We start from the raw sequence: 26,146 nt of genomic DNA on the forward strand, positions 1-26,146 counted from the left end.
CTGGTATCCTGAAAAGAAGGCAGGAATGGAATTAGCATGGCGAAGCTCGTCTTCGGAATGAATCAGTCACTGGACGGCTATGTCGACCACGAGGCATTTGCGCCCGATCCCGCGCTGTTTCGTCACTGGATAGAGCAAGTGCGCGGCCTGACGGGCAGCGTGTACGGCCGTCGCATGTACGAGGTCATGCGCTACTGGGACGAGGACCGTTCCGAGTGGACCCCTGAGCTCCGCGAATTCGCGACGGCGTGGCGGAGCCAGCCGAAGTGGGTCGTGTCGAGCACGCTGCAGTCCGTTGGCCCCAACGCCACGCTTGTCGAAGGCGGCCTGGCGGAGATGATACGTGACCTGAAGGCTCGGCTCGCTGGGGAGATCGCCGTTTCCGGACCGGACCTGGCGCGAAGCCTGACCGACCTCGGGCTTATCGATGAGTATCGTCTCTACATCCATCCCGTCGTGCTTGGTCACGGAAAGCCATTCTTCGCCGGCCCCCGGCCGCGGCTCCGGCTCGTGGCCAGTGATTTGATCGGGGAGGAAGCGATCAGGTTGACTTATGTTCCCGCGTAGGCACGCAACTCCCCGACGGACGGGCGCGTCGGGCGGAGCGCCCGCTCACCTCTCCGCAAACGCGCGGGCGAACGAATCCACCATCGGCCGCGCCAGATACTCGAAGAAGGTCCGGTCGCCGGTGTTGATGAAGGCTTCGACCGGCGTTCCCGGATAGAGTTGCTCCGGCTTGACGCCGGGCGGGAGCGCGTCGGCGATCTTCAGCTTGGCGCGGAAATAGGGTTCGTGGGTAGCCTGGTCGATCAGCCGGTCGGCCGAGATCTGCGTCACGGTCGCCGATACCTCCGGCGTCAGCCGCGTGTTGAGCGCTGACAGCCTGAGCTTCGCCGGCTGGCCGACGCGCACCTGATCGACGTCTTTCGGCCGCAGCTTGGCATCGACGTTGAGGCCCGATGCGGTGGGCAGGATCTCCATGATCTTTTCGCCGGGCGCGATCACGCTGCCTTTCGCATTATAGGTGGAGGACACCACGATGCCCGCCGCCGGCGCCTTGATCGTCGTGCGCTGAAGCACCGCTTCGGCTGCCCTGATCTGCTCCTCGATGTCGGCGAGGTTGGTGCGCACCTCGTCGAGCTTGGTCAGCGCTTCCTCCACGCGCTGCGTGGTCAGCCGCTCGACCTGCACCTGCGCCTCGACGATCTGGCTGTTGGCCCCGGCAAGATTGGCCTCCAGCGCGCCGGCCTGGCCGACCAGATCGGCTTCCGAGCGCAGCAACTGCGAATATTCGGTACGGTTGGTGAGGCCCTTGTCGAGCAGGCCTGTCTTGATGCCGAGCTCCTTCTTCACGACATCGGCCTGCTGCTGGATGGCGAGCTTCTGGGCGTTCAAGCCCACGACCGACTCGCGATGCATGGCGACCCGCTGCGCCATGATCGATTGCTCCGACCGGAACCGGGCGAGCCTGGCGTCGAACTCCTTCTGCTGCTCGCGGATGAGGTTTTGGAAATCCTGCTGGAACGGCGCCGGCGCTGCCTCGGTGATCGGCGCGAGCCTGTCCAGCCCGTCGCGCTCCGCCTCCAGCCGCGCCATGCTCGCCTTGAGCGCGATCGACTGCCTGGTCAGACGGTTGAGCTCGGCTTGCGCTGCCGTCCGGTCGAGCAGGATGAGGTCCTGGCCCTGCTGCACGCGGTCGCCCTCGCGGACCAGCAGCTGCTGGATGATGCCGCCCTCGGGCTGCTGGATGAGGATGTTGCCGCCCGTCGCCGAGATCGTGCCCTGCGTGATTACCGCGCCGGACAGCGGCGCGCTTACCGCCCAATAGCCGAAGTCGCCCGCAAAGAGCGCGATTGCCGCATATCCTATGAAGGCCACGCGCCGGAAGTCGGTGCGCGGCTGTCCATCCCAGGCAAGGCTCTCGATCGCCATCGTCTAGGATCCGAAGCGGATGCCGTGCGTGCGGATCATCGGCGCGAATGATCCGGTCACCACCGTGCCCTGCTGGGCGGCCGGGGCGTTGCCGGCGCCTCTATCGACAGTGGACCGCCGCAGCACCTCGGCGCTCGGGCCGAAGGCCTCGATCACACCACCGCGCAGAACCATCACGCGGTCGCAGGCCGTTGCGATGGACGGCCGATGTGTGATCACGAGGATCGTGACGCCGGCCGCCCGCGCGGCGACCAGAACCACTTCGAGCGCCGCCTCGCCGCTGCCGTCGAGATGGGAACTGGGCTCGTCGAGCACGAGAATGCGCGGGTTGCCGTAGAAGGCGCGCGCCAGCCCGATCCGCTGCCGCTCGCCGCCCGAGAGCGTCCTGTCGGAAGGGCCGATCATCGTCTGGTAGCCGTCGCGCTGCGCCAGGATCAACTCATGCGCCTGGGCGCGCCTGGCGGCCTCGACGATCGCGGCGTCCTCTGCCTGCGCGTCGAAGCGGGCGACATTGTCGCCGATCGTGCCGGGAAAGAGCTCCACCTCCTGCGCCAGGTAGCCGATCTGTCTCCCGAGCTGTTTTTCGTCCCACGTCCTGAGGTCGGCGCCGTCGATCCTCACTGCGCCCCCGGTCGGCTGCGCGGCACCGACAAGCAGCCGCGCCAGCGTCGATTTGCCGGCGCCGCTCGGCCCGACGATCGCCACCGCTTCGCCCGCGCCGATCTGGAAATTCAGCCGCTTGAGGATAGGTTCGGTGCCGGGCTGCGCGTTCGGCGCCATGAAGAAAACGTCCTGCACCGAAATCGCGCCTAATGGATCGGGGAGCGCCAGTTTCCGCTTCCCAGCCGGATGCGCAGCAAGCGCCGTCTCCAGCCGCTTCCAGGCCAGCTTTGCCTCGACGATCTGCCGCCAGGCGCCGATCAGCTGGTCGAGCGGCTGCAGCGCGCGCGACGACACCAGCGAGGAGGCGAAGATCATACCCGCCGTCATCTGCCCCTCGAGCACCAGCCACGCGCCGGCGCCGAGGATCGCCAGCTGCAGCATCATGCGCAGCGCCCGCGAGGCGCCGCTGAAGATCGCATTGGCGCTCGACGAACGGTCGTAAAGCGTGAGCGCTGCCCCGACATGCCGCCCCCAGACCCGAGCGGCGTTCTCGACCATGCCCATGGCGCGCAGCGTTTCGGCATTGCGGGCAAAGACCTGTTCCGCATGGCTCGCCAACGCCGAGCGTTCCGCGGACATGGCATCGTTCCGGCCAATGGCGAGCTGGTTCGCGACGACAAGGACGAGCAGAAGCACCGCGCCGGCGACTGTCACCCAGAACAGCACCGGATGGATCAGATAGAGCAAAGCGAGGAAGACGGGCGCAAAGGGCAGGTCGAACAGCACCGCCACGCCGCGCGACCGGACGAAGGCGCAGACCGAGGCGAGATCACGCAGCGGCGACAGGCCGCCGGCATATTTGGGCGCCAGCGAGAGGGCGAATGTCCTTGCCCCGAGCTTCCTGTCGACGGCGGCCGCGACGCGCTGCGTGTAGACGGCGCGGATCGCGTCCAGCAGTCCGAGGAAAGCGAGCGCAAGAACCGCAATCGCCGACAGATAGACCAGCGTCTCGACGCTGGAGGAGGGCAGCACGCGGTCATAGACCTGCAGCAGATAAAGCGGGATCACCAGAAGCAGGATGTTGATCAGCAGCGAGAAGAGCCCGACATCGCCGACGGCGCGCAGGAACACCGCCCGCAGGCTCGACGGTGCAGTCATATCGGCCGCCGCTAAATCATCCCGGGACATCGAACCGATCGCCTGAAAATCTTAAGCGTGGCCCCCAAACTCGGAACCGTGATGCAGCGTGCTGCTGCCGAAGCTGTGCGTGGCAGTGCTGTGCGTTGCGGTGGTGGTGCTGCTGGTGGCGATCAGGGGGTTAGCCTCCACAGCGTCCAGCGTATAGGCGCGGATGTAGTCGATCTTCATCTCGGCCGGTGTGGCAAGATGATCCGGCGGCGCGCCGGCCTGGCCGCCGATCGCAAGATTGACCAGCATGTACATGGGCTTGTCCATGTCCGAGGGCGTCGCCGCTTCCGCGACCTGCACGCCGTCATAGGTCCAGACAAGCTTGTCCGGCGTCCACAGCAGGCCATAGGTGTGGAAACCGGCAATATCCATCACATTCACCGTAGACCCGACCATGGTGTGCGTCCCCGTCTCCATCGTATGCGCGGTCATCAGAAGCGAGTTCGGGGTCTGGCCGTATCTTTCGATGACGTCCAGCTCAGGCGGCCACGAGCCGTCTTCCGGCAGCAGCCAGAAGGCCGGCCAGGCGCCGGCGTTTTCCGGCAGGTCGGCGCGCATTTCGAAATAGCCGTATGTCTGCGAGAAGCTGTCATGCGTGGTCAGGATGCCGGACGTGTATTCGTAATTGTTGATCAGCGGCTTGATGTCCGCCGGCGCTTGCGCCGCGGTGATGGTGAGCACGCCGTTGTTCACGCTGAACGGGTGGACCGAGCTCGTCGGCGCGTAATTGGCGTCGATATACCATTGCAGCTCGTTGTTGGTGGCGAGCGTGCTGCCGTTCGGCGCGCCCCACCAGAAGTTGGTATCCCACGTGCCGCCTTGGCTGTTGTGGAGGTTCAGCGCGTTGAAGTCGTCGCTGAAAGACAGCGTCATGTCGGACTTGTCGATCGGCAGCTGGAATTGGCTGGGCTGCAGCTTGTCGATGGTCGTGTCCTTGAACATGAGGATCTCGCCGGATCCGAGGTTCAAGATGACGTTCGGTCCCGCCTGGATCATGTTCGAGTGGATGGCGTCGAAGGAAGTGAACCCATAGCCATCGAGACGGACGCTGTCAGTCGCGGCAAAATTGGCGATCAGGTCGCTTCCGTTGCCTTTCGCGATGATGAAAGTGTCGTAACCGCCGCCGCCATCGATCAGCACATCATTGCCCTTGCCGCCGTCCAGCGTCTGGTGGCCGGCCTTGGCGGTGATGATGTTGTCCAGGTCGTTTCCAAAAGCGTAGTTCTTGGCGTTGGTGACGATCAGGTTCTCGACATTGTCGGGAAGCGTGTAGCTCATCCATGTGCTGATGGTGTCGATGCCTGCCCCATAGCCCTCGGCCACCTTGTTGCCCGCGGCATAGAGATAATAGATGTCATCGCCGTAGCTCCCGTGCATGGTGACATTGACGCCGGAAGCTCCATAGAAGGTGTCGTTTCCGGAGGTGCCCCACAAGTCCGGTCCGGACCCCGCCGCCGAGTACCAATGGTTGGACGAGCCGCTATAGGGGAGAGGAACGCCTACGGCATTGACGAAGCTGCTCATCGGACAACCCTCCTCGCAATACACGGCTTGCTTGAATCGGCGATGCGAACTCAACCGATCGCTAGCGGGTCAACTGGTAATTCCGGGTATCGTTCCAAGGAATTGTGTAATAGTACAGAGAAAATTTGCCGTTCAGCGATCAATTATTCGCAAGAAAAGAGAGTGAGAACGCCCTAATACAATTTGCACGCGAGGGCTCACTCAGTTTTACACAATATTACTAATTTCTTTTATCAAAAATTAAGCATCGCGGCGCGAGGAGTTCGCGTAGGCGGCACGACTCACCTGAGCGGCGGGGCCCGATCCGGCGGATGCTCGCCTGATGCCTTCCGCGCTCAAAGGGCAGCGTCGTCGGCTCACGCCTTGCCCATCGCGATCGACTTCAGGAACGCGGCCGCCAGTCCCTTGGCAACGGCCTGGTCGAAGCCTGCTTCGCGCATCGTCTCGATCGCGGCCGCTGTCGTGCCGCGATAGCCGAGAAAGGCCTCGACCGTATCGGCCGGAGAAGCGTCGTTGAGCTCCAGCAGCCGGCCGGTTCCGGTGAGAACGGTGTTGACCGCGCGGCGCGCGACCTCCGGCTTGAGGCCGAAGGCCACGGCGTCGCGCATCATCGCTTCGGCGAGCAGGGCAGGGAAGGCGGGCCCCGAGCCCGTCAGCCCGGTGAGATAGTCGATGTCGCGCTCGCTGCCGACCTCATCCTCAACGCCGCAGGCTCCGAAGATCGCGCGCACGGTCGCGCGGTCCAATTCGGTGGCGTCGCCGCTCGCGATCCACGGCGTGTACGATTTGCCGACCTCGGCAGCCGCGTTGGGCAGCGTGCGCACCACGCGGCCGGTGCCGTGCTTCTCGCCGATCTCGGCCAATCGGATGCCGGCCATAACCGAAATCACCAGCTTGCCCTTGGCATCCAGCTCGAGCGACGGCCAGTCCTGCGGCCGCACGGAAAGCATGATGACGTCCGAGCGGTTGGCGAGCGCCTGGTTGTCGCCGGTCCAGAAGACGCCTGGAAAGCGATCCGGCTTGGTGCTGCGATAGGAGAGGGCAAGGTTCTCCGCCCGCGCGACGCCGGCCGAAAGCGCGGCACCCGCGATGGCGCCGCCCAGCCAGCCGGCGCCGCCGACAATGCCCAGCCTGAGTGAAGCGCTCATTCGTGTCTCCCTTGCAGTCTTAACGGTGCGGGAGGCGGCGGCCATTGTCCAGCGGTCAGCCGCAGCCGCGTACCGGCGAGCGACAGCTGTGCCTGCCGAAACGAGCCTCAGTACCCCCGCATCAATCCACCATCGACGCGGATGTTCTCGCCGGTGATATAGGCCGCGCCGTCGGAAGCGAGGAAGGAGATCGTTGCCGCCACTTCCTCGGATGTGCCGTAGCGCTTCATCGGCACGCTCTGGCGGCGTTCCTCTACGCCGGGCAGGCTGTCGATCCAGCCCGGCAGCACGTTGTTGATGCGGATGTTATCGGCCGCATAGGTGTCGGCAAAGATCTTGGTGAAGGCGGCGAGCCCGGCGCGCGCCACCGCCGAGGTCGGGAAGGCGACGCTCGGCTCGAACGCCCAGGCGGTCGAGATGTTGATGATGACGCCCGCCTTCTGCTTCTGCATCACCGGCGTCACCAGCCGGGTCGGTCGCACGACGTTGAGGAAATAGGTGTCGATGCCCTTGTGCCAGTCTTCGTCGCTGATCTCGATGATCTGCGCGCGCGGCCCGTGGCCGGCGCTGTTGACCAGCACGTCGATGCGGCCCCAGCGTTCCAGCGCGCCGTCGGTCAGCCGCTTCAGATCCTCGTTCGACTGGTTGGAGCCGGTGACGCCGAAACCGCCGAGTTCGTTGCCCAGCGCCTCGCCCTTACCGGAGGAGGAGAGCACGCCGACCTTGAAGCCGTCGGCGGCCAGCCGCTTCGCCGCCGCCGCGCCCATGCCGCTGCCCCCCGCCGTCACCAGAGCTACTTTTTCTCCTGCCATGTCGCTGTCCATCCTTGTTGAAAGCGCCTCTGTTAGCACGCGGCGGTGCAGGGCACGAACCGGTTTGGATTGCGCCACGATGCCGATTGGCGAAAGCGGACGCGGAGTCCGAACGCCATGCTCACACCTTGAAACCGCTCATCAGCGCCTTCGACACCATCGCACAGCGTCCGGGCTTCACGTCGCCCGCCTTCAGTGGCACGCCCTTTCCAGCCGGCACCGCCGGCCGGTACCAGCTCCGCAGCGCCTGGTCGCTGGCGCAATAGCCCCAATTGACGAGATCGATCGTCTCCTCGCTTCCCAGGAAATGAAGCGACGTGCCGATATCGGCAGGCGCGATTGCCGCGCTTTGCACGAAGCTCGGCTCGGCGGCGTCAGGCTTGCTGGCGATCGACCAGTAGACGCCGCGGGTGGCGGCATAGTCGGGCCGGGTCGCGTCATTGGGCAGGCCCTGGTCGTCGGCATCCTTCGCCGCCTGGAAGCGGGCGATGAGGTCGCGCCGCCGGAGCGAGCGCACCTGGTTGTCGGTGGTGTCGAGCACGCGCTTCAACTGCGAGAACCAGTTCCAGTAGCCGGAGCCGGACGCTCGCCAGGGCGCGCCGGCGTCGCTGACCAACAGCCAGCGGCAGCGCTTCAGCGCCGGCTCGATGCCGTGATTGTCATAGACGCCGCCATCGGTGAGCACGGCGCGGCCGGCCGGGACCGGCGGGCCGACGCTCGCGTCGAGCTTGTCGTTCTCCCACGCGAACTGAGTGAGGTCGAGCCTGAGCGGCGACAGAAACGGCGGGAAGGCGGACGACGCCGCGACCGCGGTCGCGACCGGCAGGTCCGCATGCTTGGCCATGCCGATCCGGTAATCGGCAATGTAGCGGTTGGACATGCGAAACAGCGAGCCGGTGCTGAGATTGCTCGAGCAGAACACGAACCACGGACGCCGGGTCAGGCTCTTCAGCGTCGGCACCTTGCCGTCGAACAGATGGCGCTCGTAGCAGGTGGCGACTTCGCGCGCCGCGCTCGAAAACGGGTTGAACACGCCCTTGAGGATCGACGGCGCGTCAAGGAAGACCTGCGAGAAAGCGAGGATTTTTTCGACGTAAAGCTCGCGGAAATTCGTGGCAACGCCGTCGGCAAAGCTGAGGCGCGGCCAGAGAACCGCAAGCAGCCCGGCGGCGATCGAGCCGCCCGAGACCGAACTGACCATGTCGATTTTCTGAAGCAGGCCGGCCTCGTTCAGCCGGCAGAGCACGCCGGCATGGAACAGCATGGCGCGATAGCCGCCGCCCGACAGGCAGAGGCCGAGCTCGTAATGCTCGACCTTGTCGTCAGCCGGTGACGATCCGGCTGGAATCGGCTCCATCGCGCCCCCCTTCTGCCTGTCCGTTCGGCATTCGAGCTCGGCTTTGCTCAATCCAGCCCAGCGCAGCCATTCTGGCAAGCGGGGGAAACGCGTAACGTCGCGGATTGGAAATCGGGTCGCGTGCCGGCCGCTCCGTCGCGGCCGGGTGCATAGACCCTGCGATCGATCTTTACTGACTGATCTCGGGCTCGACGAGCCTTGCCAGGTTCTTGAGCGACTCCTGCCAGCCGAGATAGCAGGCCTCGGCGGGGATGGCGTCCGGAATGCCGGCCTGGGTGATCTCCATCTCCGTGCCGACCGAGACTTTCTTCAACGTCACCGTCACCTGCATCTCGCCGGGCAGGTTAGGATCGTCGAACTTGTCGGTGTAGCGCACGAGCTCACCCGGAACGAGCTCGACATAGTCGCCGCCGAAAGCATGGCTTTCGCCCGTGGTGAAGTTGCGGAACGACATTTTGAAGTTGCCGCCGGCCTTTGCATCCAAGTGATGCACCGTGCAGGTGAAGCCGTTCGGCGGCAGCCATTTCGCCAGCGCGTCCGCCTCGATGAAAGCGCGATAGACTTTTTCAGGTTTGGTGGAAAGCACGCGGTGCAGGCGGACAGTGCTGGGCATTTCGTTTCTCCTGTTGATTGCCGGTCTATGCTCCTATGACGAACGGTGATTGGCCAGTCCGACATCGATGGTGAAGTTTTTTGATCGCTGCTGCCGATCTCTCGATGGGGAGATTATCCGAACCGGTTGCCTTGCACGCCGCGCACGCCGGGCCTGAGCGCGAACAGGCCGCCTTCGAAGGGGTTGGCGTCGAGATGCTCGGCGCTCATGGTGAAGCGCGCCGAGGTGACGAACAGCGTGTCGAGGCCGGGGCCGCCGAAGGCGCAGCTCGTCGGCCAGCTGCAGGGCAATTCGGCGATCCGGTCCAGCTTGCCGTCGGGCGCGATGCGGGCGAGGCAGCTTCCGCCAACCACCCGGCAGTTCCAGATATAGCCCTCTGCGTCAAGGCAGGAGCCGTCCGGCAGGCCGCGCTCGAAGCCGGTGAAGAAGGGGAGCGCCCGGCCGAGCCGTCCCGCCTTCTTGTCCCAGTCATAGCTGTAGAGCGCGTTCTTCGTCGTGTCGGCGGTGACGAAGCGTCCGTCGGGCAGCCACACCATCGTGTTGGTGATGCCGAACCGGTCTTCGCTGAGCGGCGTCGCTTTGCCCTCCCGGCCGACCCGGTAGAGCCGACCTTCATCGCTGGCGATGGGCACCGGCGCGTCGTCCGGGCCGATGTTGTTGGCCATCGTTCCAACCCAGAACGAACCGTCCGGCGCCACCACGCCCTCGTTGAGCCGCGTTCCCGGTCTGTCGTCCTCGATCGTCGCGAGCGTCCGGAACGGCCCATCGAAGTCCCATAGCGCGATCTCCTTGCGCAACCCGACGATCGCGCCGCCGTCGTTGCGCAGGCCGACCGAGGTCACGAGATCGGGCGTCTGCCAGCTTTCATGCGCGCCGCTCAGCGGATCCAGCCGATGGATCCTGCGGCCGATGATGTCGACCCAAACCAGCCTTTCGCGGCGCTCGTCCCACACCAGGCTTTCGCCGACCACGTCGCGCGCATCGAAGATCAGGCCGGCTTGCTTCTCGTGCATGGGGCGCCTCGGGGCAGGGTGTCAGAAAATCAGCTTGACATATATCTTTAAGCCGAAATATGAGCAATTCAACATCAACCTGTCATACAGGTGTTGAGGAAACGGATGCAAGAGCAGACGGACCCACGGGATGAACCGAGTCCTGGCCTGGTCAGCACGGCGATTCAGGCGATAACCCAGCACATCCGCTCGGAAGGCCTGGCGCCCGGCGATCCGCTGCCCAGCGAGGCCGCCATGACGCGCCAGCTCAACGTTTCCCGAACGGTCGTGCGAGAGGCCTTCCGCTCGCTGTCGGCGATGCGGCTGATCGACATGAGCGCCGGGCGCCGCGCCACCGTCGCCAAGCTCGACACCGGCGCCATGTCGATGGTGATCGAGCACGGCATCACCACCCAGCAGATCAGCGTGCAGCAGGTCTATGACGTCAGGCGCACCATCGAGATGCGCACCGTGGCGCTGGCAGCACTGCGCCGCACCAACGCGGAAGCCGCGGCGATCGCCCAGTCGGCTCGGCTGATGCGCGAGAGTTGCAAGAGCCCCGAGACCGTCATGGAGCATGACATCGCCTTCCACGAGGCGATCGCGGCGGCCTCGCACAATCCGGTCTTTTCGCTGATCGTCACCGCCTTCAGCGGCGTGACGCGGCGCACCTGGGTCATCGGCTGGCGAACCCGTTCCTCCGACGAGGACCAGCTCAAGATGATCAAGGGCCATGAGGACATCGCCGACGCCATCCTCAAGGGCGATCCGCGGCTTGCGGCCGAGCATATGGCCGAGCATTTCGACAAGAGCGTCAAGGCGCTCATCGACGCGGGGATAGCCTGATGAAGATCCGCGCCATCGAGACCGTCCGCATCGAGGAACGGCCCAACCTGCTCTGGGTCGAGGTTCATACCGACGAGGGCATCACCGGACTCGGCGAGACGTTTTATCTATCGCGCACCGTCGAGGAATATCTGCACGAATATGTGGCGCCCAGGGTGATCGGCCGCGATCCGCTGGAGATCGATCTTTTGGCCGCCGATCTCGTCGGCTATCTCGGCTTCCGCTCCAGCGGCGCCGAGGTGCGCGGCAACTCCGCCTTCGACATCGCGCTGTGGGACATTTTCGGCAAGGCCACTGGCCAGCCGGTCGCGCAGCTGCTCGGCGGTTTCAGCCGTCGCTCGATCCGCACTTACAACACCTGCGCCGGCACCGAGTACATCAAGGACGCCAAGGGCCAGACGACGGCCAATTACGGCATCGGCGCCGGGCGCGATTACGACGATCTCAACGCTTTCCTCACCCGCGCCGGCGAGCTGGCCGAGGAATTGCTCTCCGACGGCATCACCGCAATGAAGATCTGGCCGTTCGACCACGCGGCGGAGAAGACGCGCGGCAACGACATCTCGGCGGCCGACTTGAAGGCGGCGCTCGAGCCTTTTGAAAAGATTCGCAAAGCCGTCGGCGACAAGATCGACATCATGGTCGAGTTCCATTCGATGTGGCAGCTCCTGCCGGCGATGAGAATCGCCGAGGCGCTCAGGCCCTACGCCACCTATTGGCACGAAGACCCGATCCGCATGGACAGCCTCGGCGATTTGAGGCGTTACGCCGCCGCCAGTCCGGCCCCGATCTCGGCCTCCGAGACGCTGGGCAGCCGCTGGGCTTTCCGCGATCTTCTGGAGACCGGAGCGGCCGGGATCGTCATGCTCGACATCTCCTGGTGCGGCGGTCTGTCGGAGGCGCGCAAGATCGCTTCGATGGCCGAGGCTTGGCGGCTGCCGGTGGCGCCGCACGACTGCACCGGTCCGGTCGTGCTCGCAGCGTCCACCCATTTGTCGCTCAACGCGCCCAACGCGCTCGTCCAGGAAAGCGTGCGCGCCTTCTACCGCACCTGGTACCGCGACTTGGTGACGGCGCTGCCCGAGGTGAAAGACGGCATGATCACCGTGCCGCCGGGGCCTGGGCTCGGGCTGGCGCTCAGTCCCGATCTTGGCAAGGCCTACACCGTCCACCGCCGCGTCAGCAACCAGACGGACATTTAGCCCAAGGCGCACATCTAAGATCCATAGGGAGGAACAAACATGAGAAAACTGACAGCAATGCTTCTGCTCGGCGCCGCCCTTATCGGCGGGCAATCGGCCGCCAAAGCCGACGGGCTCAACATCGTCTTTACCCATCATTCGTCGGCCTCCAACACATTCTGGCAGGCGGTGAAGAAAGGTTTCGATGATGGCTGCGCCAAGGTCGAGGCCAACTGCAACATGGTCTTCACCCAGACCGAGGGATCGATCGAGCAGCAGGTCGCGAACATGCGCGCGGCCCTTGCCGCCAAGCCCGACGCGCTGCTCACCTCCATCGTCGACGACCATGCCTTCGACGATGTCATCAAGGAGGCCCGCGACGCCGGCGTGGTGGTGATCGCCGTCAATGTCGACGACACCGAAGGCGCCAAGGGCAATGCGCGCCAGGCCTTCATCGGCCAGGGCTTCAAGCCAGCCGGATACTCGCTCGCCAAGGCGATTTCCGAGAGCTTCCCGAAGGATGGTCCGATCAAGGTGCTGGTCGGCATCTCGGCGCCGGGCCAGAACTGGTCGGAAACCCGCGGCGCGGGCGTCATGCAGTTTCTCGAGGAGTACAAGGCCGCTCATAAGGACCGCGACCTTTCGTGGGAGCGCATCGACAGCGGCACCGATCTCGCCATCACTTCCGACCGTGTCGGCGCCTATCTCAACGCGCATCCCGACACCACCGCCTATTTCGACACCGGCTTCTGGTGCGCCGGCGTGGCGCGCGTGCTGGCCGATCGCGGGGTCGCGCCCGGCAAGGTCCTGCTCGGCGGCTTCGATCTCGTGCCGGAAGTGCTGCAGCAGATGCAGAAGGGCTATGTCCAGGCGCTGGTCGACCAGCAGCCCTACATGCAGGGCTTCATGCCGGTGATGGAAGTCTATCTCAACAAGAAGCTCGGTCTTGCGCCTTCCGACATCGACACGGGGCAGGGCATCGTGCGCCAGAAGGACGCCGATGCGATCATGGCGCTGTCCGCGCAGGGCATGCGCTGAGGTCGCATGCCTTTGAGATTGGCCGAGACGCCCGTCACCGAAATGCTGGCGGGACATCACCCCCCTTTGTCCTGCCGGACCGTCCGGCAGGACAGAGGGGGGTGTGAAGGAACGCGGCGCCACAGTACCTTTCACAATCACCGCACCGGAGCCTTTCATTGAAGCGCCTGTTCAAGACCTATCTCGAGAAGCCGGAACTGGCCGGGCTGATCCTCCTGGTGCTGCTCATCGTCCTGTTCCAGGTCCGCTCCCACGGCGTGTTCCTGAACCAGGACAATCTGCGCGGCATCCTCGGCATCCTGCCGGAGGCCGGCCTCGTCGCCATCGGCGTTACCATCCTGATGATCAGCGGCGAGTTCGACCTGTCGGTCGGTTCGGTCTTCGCGCTGATGCCGATGACGATGGCGGTGCTGATGGTGCAGGGCTGGCCGTTCCCGCTGGCGCTGCTCGCCGGGCTGCTCGTCTCGGCGGCCATCGGCTTCATCAACGGTTACGTCACCATCCGCTTCGCCATCCCGAGCTTCATCACCACGCTCGGCATGCTCTTCATGGCGCGCTCGCTCACCGTCGTCGTGTCCGGCGGCTTCCCGCCGCTGCTGCCCGCCGACCTGCCGACTTGGCTGTTCACTTCCTTCGTCGGGCCGGGCAACATGTTCCGCATGTCGTTTCTGTGGTTCGTCGCGGTCGCGGTGCTGACCTCGCTGATGCTGTCGCGCACCAATTTCGGCAACTGGATCAAGGCTACCGGCGGCTTCCTGCCGGCCGCCGCGGCGATGGGCATCCCGACGGCCAGGGTCAAGATCGTCTGCTTCATGCTGTGCTCGGTGCTCTCGGGCTTCGCCGGCATGCTGCAGGTGCTGCGGCTGGGGTCGCCGCTGCCTTCGATCGGCGAGGGCATGGAGCTGCAGGCGGTGGCATCCGCCGTCATCGGCGGCGCCTCGCTCGCCGGCGGCATCGGCACCGTCATGGGCGGCATCATCGGCACGACGCTCATCCGCGTCATCGACAACGGCCTTGTGCTCAGCCATGTCGACGCCAACTGGTTCAAATTCGCCATCGGCTTCCTGACCATCTTCGCCGTCGTCGCCAATGCCTGGATGCGCAAGCGCGCCAAGGCCATCAAGATGGAGGGCTGAGCCGTGAGCGACGCCATCATCTCGGTGCGCAATCTGCACAAATGGTATTCCGGCGTGCATGCCCTCAAAGGCGTCACGCTCGACTTCAAGCGTGGCGAAGCGCTCGGCCTGGTCGGCGACAATGGCGCCGGCAAGTCGACCTTGATCAACATCCTGTCCGGCGTCCACCGTGCCGACCAGGGCGAGATCAAGGTCGAGGGCAGGGACGTCCGCATCGCCACCCCGCGCGACGCGATGGATCTCGGCATTGAGACCATCTACCAGTACAATTCCATGGTCCCCACCATGTCGATCGCCCGCAACCTGTTCATCGGCCGTGAGCCGATCCGGTTCTCGATCCTCGGCGTCGGCATCCTCGACCAGAAGAAGATGGCCGAGGAAAGCGTGCGCGCCATCGCCAATGTCGACCTGCATCTGCGCTCCCCCGATGCGCTCGTCGGCGAGCTCTCCGGAGGCCAGCGCCAGGGCGTCGCGATCGCGCGCGCCATGCACTTCAAGTCGAAGGTGATGATCCTCGACGAGCCGACCAATCACCTCTCGGTCAAGGAGACCAACAAGGTGATCGGCTTCGTGCGCGGCCTCAAGGAACAGGGGGTGACGGGCGTCTTCATCAGTCACAACATGCACCACGTCTTCGAGTGCTGCGACCGTATCGTCGCGATGGCGCGCGGCGAGATCGTGCTGGACAAGCGCATCGGCGACACTTCGATCGACGAAGTCCATTCTGTCCTGTGAGGGGTTAGGCAATGAAGGCGCTCGCTGGTCGTAAAGTGTTGCTGACGGGTGGCCTCGGCTCGCTCGGCCGGGCCCAGGCGGTAACGCTGGCGCGGGCCGGCGCGCGCGTGCTGGTGCTCGACCGCCCCGACATTAGTGAGGGCGAGCAGACGGTGGCGAGACTTGCCGGACAGGCCAGGGGCGATATGGCCTTCGTCGGCTGCGATCTCAACCGGCTGGCCGATGCGGAAGCGGCTGTTGCCGCGCTGGCGGCGAAGGAAGGTGGGATCGATATCCTGATCAACAACGCGGCGCTGATCATCAACCGGCCGTTCGAGCAGTTCTCGCTGGCCGAATATGAGGATCAGATCCGCGTCAATTCCTCGGCCGCCTTTGCGCTGGCGCGGGCCTGCGCGCCGGACATGAAGGCGAAGGGCTACGGCAAGATCGTCAACTTCTGCTCGATCACGCTCAACGGCCGCTGGGACGGCTACGTACCCTATGTCGCCTCGAAGGGCGCCATGCTCGGGCTCACCAAGTCGCTGGCGCGCGAGCTCGGGCCGCATGGCATCCGCGTCAACGCCGTGTCGCCGGGCGCGGTGGTCTCGGAGGCGGAGGCGCGCGTCTTCGGCGACCGGTTGAAGCAGTACAATGACTGGATCCTCGAGAACCAAAGCCTCAAGACGCGCATCGAGCCTGACAATGTCGCCGAGCTCGTGCTGTTCCTCGCCTCACCCGCCTCCGACATGATCAGCGGCCAGAACATCGCCATCGATGGCGGCTGGTGAGGATATGGCCGGCGCGGTCAAGCTGAACGACGGGCAGGCGAGGCTGGTGCTGGCGCCGGAGAAGGGCGCGGCGATCGCGCGCTATGACGCGCTGGTGATCGGCAGCGCGCCGGTTCCGCTGCTGAAGCCCGGCGATGGCACCGGGACGTCCGGCTGCCAGCTCCTGGTGCCGTGGTCGAACCGCATCTCCGGCGGCGGCTTCACTTTCGACGGCCGCTTCCACGCGGTCGCGCCGAACGTTCCGGGCGAAGCCTTTCCGATCCACGGCGACGGTTTCCAGAAACCGTGGCGGCTTGCCCGCCGCACGGACACCGAGGCGGAGCTGGTGCTCGACGAGGGCGCGATCGGTCCTTACCGCTATGCTGCTACCGTGACCTATGCGCTGCGGGACGGCGCGCTGGAGGCGCGGCTGACGGTGGAGAACCGCGCCGGCATGCGCCTGCCTTACGGCCTCGGTTTCCATCCGTGGTTCCCGCGCGGCGACACAACCCTGCTCGAGGCCAAGGCCAGGCGTGTCTGGCTGGAGGACGAGCGCCATTTGCCGGTCGGCGTGGTGCCCGTGAGCGAGCGCCCGGCCTGGGATTTCTCGCGCTCCATCCCGCTGCCGTGGGACTGGGTCAACAACGCCTTCGACGGCTGGAATCGTCGCGCCTCGATCGCGCAACTCGAGGAGGGGATCGGGGTCACGCTCACCGCCTCGCCGGAGCTTGGCGTCTATATCCTCTATTCCCCGTCATCCGACGCCGACTTCTTCTGCTTCGAGCCGGTGTCGCACCCGGTCGATGCGCATCACGGCGAAGGGCTGACGGTGCTTGAAGATGGGCAAACGATGAGCGCGGCGATGCGGCTGGACTGGGCGGTGGCGGGTTGAGGGCAGCCGACCGAGCGCGTGATCTCAACCCTTGAGGGGGAGACGGCCGGCAGGCCAGAGAGGGTCGTCTCACATAGATCGCCAGCATTGTCTTCGTCGCCGACGACGCCGGCGCTTCACGCGCGGCGACGCCCTCTGCCGCCTTCGGCGACATCTCCCCACAAGGGGGAGATCGGACGGCGCGTCGGCTTTCGCCAATCTCCAGCGCCGCAGAGCAGATGCCGAAGCACCTCCCTCACAGCTCCTTCTCCGCCAGCTCCCTGAATTCATCCGGCACCGAGCGCGCTGCTTGCAACGCGACGGTGCCGTAGCCGACGGCCTGCTTGCCGAAGCGCTGGCGGATCTTGTCTATGGCGCGGTCGGCGCCGAAGCGGGCGAGGCCTTTGCGGCTGCCGGGCTTCAGCTTCTCGTCCGCCAGGCCGAGCGGCAGTTCGAGCTGCAGCTCGGCATGCTCTTCCAGATGCGAGACCGAGATCGCCAGCAGCGAGATTTCCCGTTCGCCCGGGTGAGCGGCGAGCACGCCTCTGACCAGCTCTTCCGCGACGTCAGCGAGCATGGTCGTCGCCTGGATCGGCTGCTCCAGCGTCACCGAGCGCGTGACCGCGCGCATGTCGGCAAAGCGCACGCGCACCGTCACCGTGGGGCCGGGCCGGTCCTTGGCGCGCAGGCGGCTGGCGACGCGATCGGCGAGATGCAGGAGCGTCGGCACGAAGACGCGCGGCAGCGCCGGTTTGCGGCCCAGCGCCGACTGCGCGCCGGCGGAATGGGCGCGGCGATGCGTCTCCAGCCGGCGCGGGTCGCGGTTCCAGGCAAGGGCCGCGAGCTTCTGGCCGGCGGCATGGCCGATCAGCCGCTCCAGCGCGCCGCTATGCGTGCGCGCCAATTGCCCGATCGTCTCGACGCCGATCTCGGCGAGCCTGGCTTTGGTTGCCGGACCGACGCCCCACATCAGCGACACCGGCAAATCGTGCAGGAAGGAAAGCTCGGTGCCAGGCTCGACCACCACCAGCCCGTCGGGCTTGGCCACCTGCGAGGCGATCTTGGCGAGATGCTTCGTCCGTGCCACCCCGATCGAGATCGGCAGGCCGAGCTCGCTCTTCACGCGGCGGCGGATGGTTCGCGCAATTTCGTCCGGCGGTCCGAACAGATGCGTGCAGCCGGCGACATCGGCGAAAGCCTCGTCGATCGAGATGCGCTCGACCAGCGGCGTGAAATCGTCGAGCACCTTGATCGCGGCGTCGCCGAGACGCTGGTATTCGCCGAAGCGGCCGCCGACGAAGATGAGCTGCGGACAGAGCTCGCGCGCCCTGCGGCCGGGCATGCCGCCGCGCACGCCAAAAATCTTCGCCTCATAAGAAGCGGCAAGCACTACGCCGCCGCCGACTGCGATCGGCTTGCCGCGCAGCGACGGGTCGAGCAGTTGCTCGACCGAGGCGTAGAAGGCGTCGAGATCGGCATGCAGGATCGTAGCGGCCGAAGCGGCGTTCGTGGCGGCCATCGCGCTCCCGGCTCCATCCATCCGCTTTGCGGCATCGCAGCATTAGCAGCAACTGTTGTAAGCGGTAATGCGTATGAACATAAAGAGAACAAAAGGAGTTTCCTGTCAAGCCGGCCAGCTGGGTATGAGAACATCTGCAACCCGTCACAACCAAGGGCTTTGACCGGTTGCGCCGGTGTGCTCCCCTTTGATGGGTTGACCGCTGACCAGGGAGGGGCGCGAAGGATCGCGGCCCAAAACTGCGTCATGCCAGGACGAAGTCAGGAGCCGAGCGACGCGCGAAGACCAGGATGACGAAGTGCGGCCGAGCCGGAGATCCAGGTTCTGAGACGATGGCGGGACAGCGCCCCCTCTGATCGTCCCACATGGGGGATCGGCCGTCCCTTCGCCGACAGCCGCCGCTAGGCCGGTTTGGCGTATTGCTCGGCGCTGAGCACCTCGATGCATTGGAATGGCTCATTGCCTTCCACCCAGGCGTCATGCCCGGGCGGGATGGTATAGGACGTGCCGGCCTCGAAGGTCTTCTGCGTCCCATCGTCCATGCGTATGGTGATCGTCCCGGACACGACATAGCCGACATGCGAGACTTGGCAGCTGTCGGTCTTGACCACCGGCTTCACGCATTCGGACCATCTCCAGCCCGGCTCCATGTTGAGCCGCCCGAGCGTGTAGCCCGGCAGCCGCACCACTTCGACGCGGGTCTTGGCGGGCGAGCGAACCTCGTCGGGATTGTTATGCGACTTGGATTCGAGCTTGGTGACCTTCATTGCAGCTTCGGCCATGGCATCCTCCCATTTCCAAGGATTGCAAGCGGGGCCTGACGCGCGATCGTCGGCGACCGCCGCTGGATTGATACGCCTTTCAATGAATGATTGCTAATGTAATTGCCGGGCGCGGCGCGAAATCGATTTTGCCGCGCAGGCCCTATTGCAAGCACGCTCTGCCGGTGTTTTGCTGTTCCTTGCGCCTGGCACGACGGTGGTTGAGGGGCCACCCCGTTTCTCGCCCCTTGGGGAGAATCCTGTGAACCCTCGGCAAGTGAATTTCGCCAATAGCGCCGCGGCAAAGCCAGGCCCCGTCCGCGATAGTCCATTTTCATTTCCGCTCGCGGGCGCGCGCTCACCGCGCCCATCGAAACCGCCATAGGCGAGGCCAAGCCGGGTGGAAGGCGATACTCGAAAAATCAGAAAAACTGGGAGGAATCGATGCTTCATCAGGTAGGAAAAACGGAAACCCGTCCGCCGGTCGGGGCAGTGCGCCGCACTCCGCCGGCGCTTCGCCAGTGCTGCGACAACTATATCTGTCCGACCTGCGACCAAGTCGTCGAACTGACGGACTTCCGCCAGGTCGTCTGGCATCAAAGGCCGGGCCATCGGCCGATGGAATTGGATGACTGAGCGGACCTGCCCGAGAAAAGAGGGCCCGAGAGAAAAAGGGCCCGCGCCTACCAGAGGAATGCGCGGGCCGAAGCTGGAGTAGCCATTCGATAAACGCGCAGCCGGCCTGCCGGTTGCGCCTGGCGGATCAGCCGCCGTTGGCCGGCGCCGGGGCCGGAGCCGGTGCGGCCGGTGCGGGTGCCGGCGTCGTCGACGGTGCCGCAGGCGTCTCCACCTTGGGCGCCTCGACCTTCGGCACATCGAGCTTCACGTTGACATCCGTCGATCCGCCACCGCCGGTGCGGCCACCGACATTGATGATGCCGGTAAAGAACAGCAGGGCCACGATCGCGATGATGGCAAGAACGATGGCCACGGCTGTGCCGGCGCCGCCCCCGCCACTGGTGTTTACAACTGTAGGTCTGTCGGCCATGGTTTCCTCTCCTCTGCCGATTGGGATGTCGTGGCAACGGCGCCAAAGCTGGAATGTTCCTGCTTTCGGGCCACGGTCCCTTGTCAGGCGGGACCTGAGGCCGCACCTTTGAGCGCAGAGGTCCGAATGGGCGATTTCTGGAAACAAGTAGGCCCACAACTCATTGTGGCACAACCGTCGAGTAACGTCCCTTCATCGGCGGTTTGAAAGTGGAGTTGCCCGCCATTTCCTGCGATGTGGCGGGCAACTCCCACAATCCCGCAGTCTGCCGAGATTCGCGAACCTGTTCGCCGCGCTTTTGCCGGTCGATCCGACCACAGGCGTGCGCGACGTGCTTTTAAGCCGTGCCTGCCGCTTCGCTCGATCTCGGCGCGGGCCGCCCAGGCTGTCGCCAAATCATGATGCACCACTCGAGCGGAACCCGCCGCCAGCCACGCCGTTGTCTTCCGCGAAGGGATCCTGTGGGCGGAGGCCGCCATGGACAGCTTCGAACTGATCGACCTTCTCTGCGTCGTCGACGCCTGCGCCAGCGATGGCGCGGCTGGGCGCCTTGTTTCAATGTCGAGAGCCGTCGAGGAACTTCGCGTCTTGACCGGGGACTTCGTCTCGTCCGACGAAGCGGCGGCAAACGCCTTGAGCCAGGTGGCGCTGCAGCGTGGCTGCGCGGTGTTGTTCGACGAACAGCCGGGCGCCGATATCGTCGGCGAGTACTGATTTCCCCTCGAGGGAAGAGCCGCGCTATTTAACCAGGGTGATCATCCTGCCGGCATACATCTCGCGATTGCCGAGCTCGGCCGCGCAGTCCGATTTCACCGCCGAGTTTCCGGTCATGCCTACGGTATTGCCGACCAGCCGCAGGCAATTGCCCTGCGCGTTCATGTCCGAATTCCCGGCATAGGAGATCGCCGCGTCGGGGGCATAGATGAAGCCGCTGACCACCGAGCCGGATCCGCCGTTGATCGTCAGCGCCGAGGTGTTGCCCTTGGCCTGGAAGATGGTGATGCCTGCATAGGCGCCGCTGGTGGGCGGCGAGAGGTTCACCTGCTCATTGGCATTGATGTAGAGCTGCGAGCCTTCCATCAGGAAGATCGTCACGCCCTGGCCGGTGAGGCTACCGTTGCCGCCGGGCTTTATGGTGACATTGCGCAGGATGTAGACGCCCGGATTAAGCGTGATCTTTCCCGACCAGGTCTTGTCGCAATAGGTGCCGGGCGAAAGCGTGACCGTCTTGCCGTTCGGCATCGATTGGCACATGCCGTAAGCGGGCGGGGTGACATTGGCCAACGGGTCGAACGATGCGTACTGGTTTTCGAGCGGTGCGTCGCACGAGAGTGTTGCGTTGGGCGGCGTTATCCCCGAGGTCGAGCCGACCGTCGAGACGCATGCGGCGCTGAGCAGGGCCGAGCCGCCGCGGTCGATGGCGTCGGCCGCGTCCGAGTTTGCGGCGATCACGCAGCCGTTCATCGCCACATTGGTCGAGCCCTGCAGGTTGACGGCGGAGCCGACATGCGGATCGAGCGCCAGAACGCACGCTTGCGCCCCGGGTTTGACCTCGACGGAGGCGGAGCGGGTCGCCTGCCAGGCCGGCGCGCCGCTGATGAAAGCCGCCCGGCTGATGCTCGACGACAGGGCGATGGTGTAGCCGCTCGGATCGCCGCTGGCCGCTGCCTGGAAGGCCCCGACGCTGCCCGAATATTCGCCGGCGTCGGCGACGCTCAGATTGGCTGAGAAGAAAGTCAGGCCGAGCTGGCGCACATCGCCGGCCGACATGGTCGGTTGGTATTTCGTGCCCACCGCCAGCCCGGCTGCGTCCAGCGAGTTCTGCAGTTGCGCCGCGTCGTCGCTCGTGCCGGCCACATCGACGGCGCCGGCCACGACAAGCATCAGTGGCACCATGGCGATAGCGGTCGCCAGCGCGAAATTGCCGCGCGTCGAAGCCCAGAACCGTCTGATCATGGCAGCACCCCTCGCCGGAAACGGCAGAGAAACTACTCCAGCCGTCTCTACGACGGATTTCCGAAAAAGATAAAATGCAGCAAAAGCTAAAATCGCTGATTTATCCGCAGCTTCACCTTAGGTCTTATATGAAGTGGGACCTAAGTCTGAGTCGCGGCCGCGCAGGGCGGTAAATATGCATACAAGGGTCTGAAAATCGCAAGTCGAGGAAAAAAATTAGCCATTCGTTTATCGCCGGGTGTTGAACGTGGTGGCTGGGATAGCTTGGGCGCGCTCGGCCATGAACACATTCGGTCGGATTTTCAGACAGTTCGTCTCCCGCGGCCTGCGACGCGGCGAGAGCGGCAATGTTGCGACGATTTTCGCGCTCACCCTGCCGATCGTCGTCGGGGGGGCGGGGCTCGGCGTCGAGACGTCCTACTGGTACTATTCGAGCCTGAAGCTTCAGGCGACGGCGGACGCCGCCGCCTATGCAGGCGCGCTGGAGAAGATCGCGGGATCCAACACCGCGGCGATCACCACGGCCGCCACCCAGACGGCTACGGACAACGGCCTCGGCAATGGCACCATCACCGTCCACACGCCGCCCAGCTCGGGGCCGAACACGGCCAAGAAGGCGGTGGAGGTGATCCTCAACCAGAACCTCGACCGGATGTTCACCTCGATCTTCGTCGAGGGGCAGGTAGCCGAACAGGCAAGGGCAGTGGCGCTGATCACCGACGGCTCCAAAGCCTGCATGCAAGCGCGTAACCCCTCGGCCTCCCAGGCGGTGCTCTTTTCCGGCAGCACCAGTGTCAAGGTCACCGGCTGCGTTATCATGACGAATTCGACCGCCTCGGATGCCCTCAAGGTACAAGGCGCGTCCGGGGTCCAGGCCGACTGCCTGATCTCGGCGGGCGGCGTTGTGCTGAACAACCCGGTGACCACGACCTGCGCGTCTCCGATCACCAACGCCTTGCCTGCGTCCGATCCGTTCGGCGACATACCTACGCCCTCGGCCAGCGGCTCCTGCCAGAATGTCAACGGCGGAAAGACAACGCAAACAATCCAGCCCGGTACGTACTGCAATGGTATGAACCTCAGCGGCAACGTCACGCTTTCTCCCGGTGTCTACGTTGTGCAGGGCAATATGAAGATCAATGCCAACGCGGTTGTCGTGGGCAGTGGCGTGACCATTTTCATGGCCGGCAGCAGCACGGTCAGCATGAATGGCAATGCCACGGTGACGCTGAGCGCGCCGACCTCGGGCACCTATTCCGGAATGCTGTTCTTCGGCGACAGGAGCGGGACCGCGGCCCAGAGCACCTTCAATGGCACCGCGACCTCACTGCTGACCGGCGCGATCTATTTCCCCAGGCAGCAGGTCAACTATCTCGGAAATTTCTCGGGGAAGAACGGCTGCACCCAAGTCGTTGCTGACACCATTCAGTGGTCTGGCAATTCCACGATCAACCAGAACTGCTCGAGCCTCGGCATGAAGGACATTCCGGCGGCCCCATCAATCGCTATCGTCGAGTAGCGGCATGGGGCCATTCGCGATAAGCTTCCGCAAGAACCGCTCCGGCGCCGCCGCGGTGGAATTCGCGCTGGTGCTGCCGGTGCTGTGCGCCGTCCTGTTCGGCATCGCCGATGGCTGGTCCTACGTCACCAGCTCGATGGCGATGCGTGCGGGCGTGAAGACGGCTGCGAACCTGCTGCTGGCCGGCGCCACCGACGACAACGCCGTCCAGGCCGCCGCATTGGCGAGCTGGCAAAACAAACCGGGCGATGCGGCCGTTGCGGTGAGCCGTACTTACAAGTGCGGAACGACGGTGGTCACCTCGACCACCATCTGCGCCGGCCCGAAGTCGCCCTCGGTCTTCGTCCAGATCCAGGCGTCGGGCACCTGGGTTCCGCCGTTCACCTTCGGCGTCTTCCCGGGCAATAGCGCGCTCAGCCATCAGCAGGTGGTCCGTGTCCGCTAAACGAAAAGCCTGGCTGTTTGTCAGCAACGCCTCTGGCGGCGCCGCGATCGAGTTCGCGCTGATCGTGCCTTTCCTGATCATGCTTCTGTTCGGCATCTTCGCCTTCGGCTGGTCGATGAACAACGAGTCCAGCGTGCGCTATGCGCTCGAAGCCTCGGCGCGCTCCCTGCAGCTCGACAGGACGCTGACCCAGGCTCAGATCCAGACGATCGCGACGCAGAAACTACAGGCGCTCGGCTTGCAGAACGTGACAGTTACGATCACCACCGACCCGCCGAGCGGCGGCTTCAAGATGGCGCATGTCAGCGCCAGCTATGCCTTCGTCATCAACTTTCCCTATTTCAGCGATTTTCCGATCAATTACTCGACCACTGTCACCGTGCCGCTGATCAACAGCTGAAGCACGTCTCCCCAAAGTGGGACTTCGTTTCGGGTCAAAGCCAGGGCTAAGCTTAACAAGCTGTGTGGGCCGAAAGATTGCGACACGCTTCAGGGCATGCCGAGGAAGAATATATAAGTATATATCTGGGATTGGCCGCAAAGCGGGATAAGAACACCTCGGTAGCGCGCCCCAAGCGCTGGTGGCATCACCGCTCCCGCGGGTTGCCCGAAACGATGCCGCGCACGTCCGAAAATCGCCTTTATAAACAGGCGTCTTGTACTCCTCGACGGACGCTGGCCGCATAGCGTTGGGCCCATGGTCCGACGGGAGGTGGGCCTTCATTGTTCCAGAGGGCGGACCTGGCCTTAGCCCATTTATTTACGCAATAATTTCAGCAAGTTAACAGGTGTTCAGCAGGATTTCCGGAGCTGCTTCTCGGGATACTCTCTTGCCGCCACCGAATTTGTTTAAAAGTTACTCCAAGCCGTTAGGGAAATCTCATATGACGCGATCTAGCGGTTGGGCATTGGTGGCGATTCACCTGCGGAGAAACATGATGACAATCCGGAAAACACTTTTGGCTTCGCTTGCCATTCTGGCGCTCGCGGCTGCTCCCGCACTCGCCGGAGCCGGCGGCAATGGCGGTGGCAACGGCAATGGCGGCAGCCATGGCGGCGGCAACGGCAATGGCGGCGGTAACGGCAATGGCGGCGGTAATGGCAACGGCGGCGGCAACGGCGGCGGCAAGGGCCAAAGCAGCAACAGCGGCGCCTCGCACGGCAAGTCGGCATCGGCAAAGGCCGCCAAGTCGCAGGTCGACGATGCAACCGATGACGACACGACGGACGATACCACTACGGCCGCCACCCCGAAGGAGAAGAACATCCATGCCAAGCTCGGCCGGCTGAACTCGCTCCAGCGCAACATCAATGCCTACATGAATTCCAAGAGCAAGAAGTTCGCGGGCATTCAGGCTTATGTGACCCAGGCCGCCGTAGCCCAGAACGCGCAGGCCAAGCTTGACGCGGCAAACGCCAAGCTGGCCGCCGACCAGGCCCAGCTCGGCACGCTCACCCAACAGCTCGCCGACCTCAATGCAACCGACACGACCAACATGACGGCCGAGGAAAAGGCGGCTTTCGATGCGCAGGTTGCCGACGTTCAGGCGCAGATCGACGCCCAGAACGCCGCGATCGCCGCTGACACCCAGGCGGTCACGGATGCCCAGGCTGCGGTGACCGCTAACCCTGCGCCCGATGACGCCACGCTCGACGCCGCCCTGCAGGACATGGCCAACAAGCCGGTCGATCAGGAGGTGACGGACTGGGCCAAGGACGTGCTGGCCGACAAGATCGACCAGGCGGCCGCGGCGACGTCCACGCCATAAGGCACACGCGGCGAACCTGCCGCAGTGGAGTGCATGCATGCCGCCGGGGCGACCCGGCGGCATTTTGTTTGGCTTGACGGCAATGCATTGGAACGATGGCTACTGACCCAGGGAAGGCCGGGGGGAATCCTGGTTGCGGCGAGCAGAAACGCCACGCCGAGGCACAGGCGGAGTTCAAAAAAAGGCTCGCCCTTGAGGCGAGCCCAAAAGTAGCAAAAGCCGAGGTGGTCAGACGGCTTCTACCCGCGTCCGAAGGTTAACATGCGGGGGTGTACCGACCGAATAACATTAGTTAAGGAATAGCTAAAAATCCCTCGGCGTCCGCACCGCTGGAAGCCTTTCGTCGGTTTTGGTCGGCGTGTGCCACGTGTTTGAAACGGTGGCAGAACCGACGGCGGTGACGCAGA

Annotated in this window: 25 protein-coding genes; 13 read left to right on the plus strand and 12 right to left on the minus strand. The window is 64.6% G+C overall.

The window, feature by feature from the left end; all coding sequences use genetic code 11:
• The first annotated feature begins 36 nt into the window (after nt 1-36).
• Entirely contained in the window at nt 37-567 is a 531-nt protein-coding gene (locus tag P9228_RS27180) for a dihydrofolate reductase family protein (RefSeq protein ID WP_095801573.1), read from the plus strand.
• A gap of 45 nt (nt 568-612) precedes the next feature.
• Here the strand turns inward: P9228_RS27180 and P9228_RS27185 are convergent, their stop codons facing one another.
• From P9228_RS27185 to P9228_RS27220, 8 genes are all read right to left on the minus strand, one after another.
• Nucleotides 613-1,932 carry an HlyD family type I secretion periplasmic adaptor subunit gene (locus tag P9228_RS27185; RefSeq protein WP_278056549.1) on the minus strand — a complete coding sequence of 440 codons (1,320 nt, stop codon included), beginning with the start codon at nt 1,930-1,932 and terminating at the stop codon, nt 613-615.
• 3 nt (nt 1,933-1,935) lie between these two features.
• Nucleotides 1,936-3,693 carry a type I secretion system permease/ATPase gene (locus tag P9228_RS27190; RefSeq protein ID WP_127324809.1) on the minus strand — a complete coding sequence of 586 codons (1,758 nt, stop codon included), beginning with the start codon at nt 3,691-3,693 and terminating at the stop codon, nt 1,936-1,938.
• Between the two features lie 51 nt (nt 3,694-3,744).
• Nucleotides 3,745-5,247: a family 16 glycosylhydrolase gene (locus P9228_RS27195; protein ID WP_278056552.1), complete on the minus strand. Its 1,503-nt coding sequence runs from the start codon at nt 5,245-5,247 to the stop codon at nt 3,745-3,747.
• A 356-nt stretch (nt 5,248-5,603) separates the two neighbouring features.
• Nucleotides 5,604-6,395: a pyrroline-5-carboxylate reductase dimerization domain-containing protein gene (locus P9228_RS27200; protein WP_278056553.1), complete on the minus strand. Its 792-nt coding sequence runs from the start codon at nt 6,393-6,395 to the stop codon at nt 5,604-5,606.
• A 107-nt stretch (nt 6,396-6,502) separates the two neighbouring features.
• Entirely contained in the window at nt 6,503-7,207 is a 705-nt protein-coding gene (locus P9228_RS27205; protein WP_067322013.1) for an SDR family oxidoreductase, read from the minus strand.
• 121 nt (nt 7,208-7,328) lie between these two features.
• Nucleotides 7,329-8,564, minus strand: coding sequence for a patatin-like phospholipase family protein (locus P9228_RS27210; protein WP_278056555.1), 1,236 nt, complete (start codon nt 8,562-8,564; stop codon nt 7,329-7,331).
• A gap of 169 nt (nt 8,565-8,733) precedes the next feature.
• The gene (locus P9228_RS27215; RefSeq protein ID WP_067321724.1) at nt 8,734-9,177 is read right to left on the minus strand and encodes an SRPBCC family protein; all 444 of its coding nucleotides are present in this window, start codon (nt 9,175-9,177) and stop codon (nt 8,734-8,736) included.
• A 113-nt stretch (nt 9,178-9,290) separates the two neighbouring features.
• Nucleotides 9,291-10,190 carry an SMP-30/gluconolactonase/LRE family protein gene (locus tag P9228_RS27220; RefSeq protein ID WP_278056558.1) on the minus strand — a complete coding sequence of 300 codons (900 nt, stop codon included), beginning with the start codon at nt 10,188-10,190 and terminating at the stop codon, nt 9,291-9,293.
• Between the two features lie 105 nt (nt 10,191-10,295).
• On the opposite strand from P9228_RS27220, the gene P9228_RS27225 reads away from it, so the two are divergent.
• The 7 genes from P9228_RS27225 to P9228_RS27255 all read left to right on the plus strand — a co-directional run bounded on the left by P9228_RS27225 (nt 10,296) and on the right by P9228_RS27255 (nt 16,743).
• A complete protein-coding gene (locus tag P9228_RS27225; protein WP_278056560.1) occupies nt 10,296-11,015 on the plus strand; it encodes a FadR/GntR family transcriptional regulator in 720 nt (239 codons plus the stop codon).
• Nucleotides 11,015-12,217: a mandelate racemase/muconate lactonizing enzyme family protein gene (locus P9228_RS27230; RefSeq protein WP_278056561.1), complete on the plus strand. Its 1,203-nt coding sequence runs from the start codon at nt 11,015-11,017 to the stop codon at nt 12,215-12,217. Before P9228_RS27225 ends, P9228_RS27230 begins: the two co-directional genes overlap by 1 nt.
• Nucleotides 12,218-12,256: 39 nt before the next feature.
• A complete protein-coding gene (locus P9228_RS27235) occupies nt 12,257-13,234 on the plus strand; it encodes a sugar ABC transporter substrate-binding protein (protein WP_095801450.1) in 978 nt (325 codons plus the stop codon).
• 158 nt (nt 13,235-13,392) lie between these two features.
• Nucleotides 13,393-14,370 (plus strand): ABC transporter permease, encoded by a 978-nt coding sequence (locus tag P9228_RS27240; RefSeq protein ID WP_066993166.1) that lies wholly within the window; start codon nt 13,393-13,395, stop codon nt 14,368-14,370.
• Between the two features lie 3 nt (nt 14,371-14,373).
• Nucleotides 14,374-15,105 carry an ATP-binding cassette domain-containing protein gene (locus P9228_RS27245; protein ID WP_278056563.1) on the plus strand — a complete coding sequence of 244 codons (732 nt, stop codon included), beginning with the start codon at nt 14,374-14,376 and terminating at the stop codon, nt 15,103-15,105.
• Nucleotides 15,106-15,116: 11 nt separating this feature from the next.
• Nucleotides 15,117-15,872, plus strand: coding sequence for an SDR family oxidoreductase (locus P9228_RS27250; RefSeq protein ID WP_278056566.1), 756 nt, complete (start codon nt 15,117-15,119; stop codon nt 15,870-15,872).
• On the plus strand, nt 15,859-16,743 hold the full coding sequence (locus tag P9228_RS27255) for an aldose 1-epimerase (protein WP_278056568.1): 885 nt from the start codon (nt 15,859-15,861) through the stop codon (nt 16,741-16,743). Before P9228_RS27250 ends, P9228_RS27255 begins: the two co-directional genes overlap by 14 nt.
• Nucleotides 16,744-16,978: 235 nt before the next feature.
• Here P9228_RS27255 and dinB read toward each other — a convergent pair whose 3' ends face one another.
• The 3 genes from dinB to P9228_RS27270 form a co-directional block, all read right to left on the minus strand.
• Nucleotides 16,979-18,241, minus strand: a complete 1,263-nt coding sequence (gene dinB, locus P9228_RS27260) for a DNA polymerase IV (RefSeq protein WP_278056569.1) — start codon at nt 18,239-18,241, stop codon at nt 16,979-16,981.
• A gap of 401 nt (nt 18,242-18,642) precedes the next feature.
• The gene (locus tag P9228_RS27265; RefSeq protein ID WP_095801448.1) at nt 18,643-19,023 is read right to left on the minus strand and encodes a cupin domain-containing protein; all 381 of its coding nucleotides are present in this window, start codon (nt 19,021-19,023) and stop codon (nt 18,643-18,645) included.
• A gap of 742 nt (nt 19,024-19,765) precedes the next feature.
• On the minus strand, nt 19,766-20,050 hold the full coding sequence (locus P9228_RS27270; RefSeq protein ID WP_278056571.1) for a hypothetical protein: 285 nt from the start codon (nt 20,048-20,050) through the stop codon (nt 19,766-19,768).
• 477 nt (nt 20,051-20,527) lie between these two features.
• Here P9228_RS27270 and P9228_RS27275 point away from each other — a divergent pair, with 477 nt between their 5' ends.
• Nucleotides 20,528-20,764 (plus strand): hypothetical protein, encoded by a 237-nt coding sequence (locus tag P9228_RS27275; protein WP_067001071.1) that lies wholly within the window; start codon nt 20,528-20,530, stop codon nt 20,762-20,764.
• Nucleotides 20,765-20,788: 24 nt separating this feature from the next.
• Here the strand turns inward: P9228_RS27275 and P9228_RS27280 are convergent, their stop codons facing one another.
• Nucleotides 20,789-22,006 carry a TadE/TadG family type IV pilus assembly protein gene (locus P9228_RS27280; protein WP_278056572.1) on the minus strand — a complete coding sequence of 406 codons (1,218 nt, stop codon included), beginning with the start codon at nt 22,004-22,006 and terminating at the stop codon, nt 20,789-20,791.
• A 280-nt stretch (nt 22,007-22,286) separates the two neighbouring features.
• Between P9228_RS27280 and P9228_RS27285 the strand changes: the two genes are divergently transcribed.
• From P9228_RS27285 to P9228_RS27300, 4 genes are all read left to right on the plus strand, one after another.
• Nucleotides 22,287-23,525 (plus strand): pilus assembly protein TadG-related protein, encoded by a 1,239-nt coding sequence (locus P9228_RS27285; protein ID WP_278056573.1) that lies wholly within the window; start codon nt 22,287-22,289, stop codon nt 23,523-23,525.
• Nucleotides 23,526-23,529: 4 nt separating this feature from the next.
• A complete protein-coding gene (locus P9228_RS27290; protein WP_278056574.1) occupies nt 23,530-23,970 on the plus strand; it encodes a TadE/TadG family type IV pilus assembly protein in 441 nt (146 codons plus the stop codon).
• Nucleotides 23,960-24,370, plus strand: a complete 411-nt coding sequence (locus P9228_RS27295) for a TadE/TadG family type IV pilus assembly protein (RefSeq protein WP_278056575.1) — start codon at nt 23,960-23,962, stop codon at nt 24,368-24,370. Before P9228_RS27290 ends, P9228_RS27295 begins: the two co-directional genes overlap by 11 nt.
• Before the next feature lie 388 nt (nt 24,371-24,758).
• Nucleotides 24,759-25,739 carry a hypothetical protein gene (locus P9228_RS27300; RefSeq protein WP_347404324.1) on the plus strand — a complete coding sequence of 327 codons (981 nt, stop codon included), beginning with the start codon at nt 24,759-24,761 and terminating at the stop codon, nt 25,737-25,739.
• Nucleotides 25,740-26,146 lie beyond the last annotated feature (407 nt).

This window comes from Mesorhizobium sp. WSM4898, from assembly GCF_029625845.1.
Lineage (GTDB): Bacteria > Pseudomonadota > Alphaproteobacteria > Rhizobiales > Rhizobiaceae > Mesorhizobium.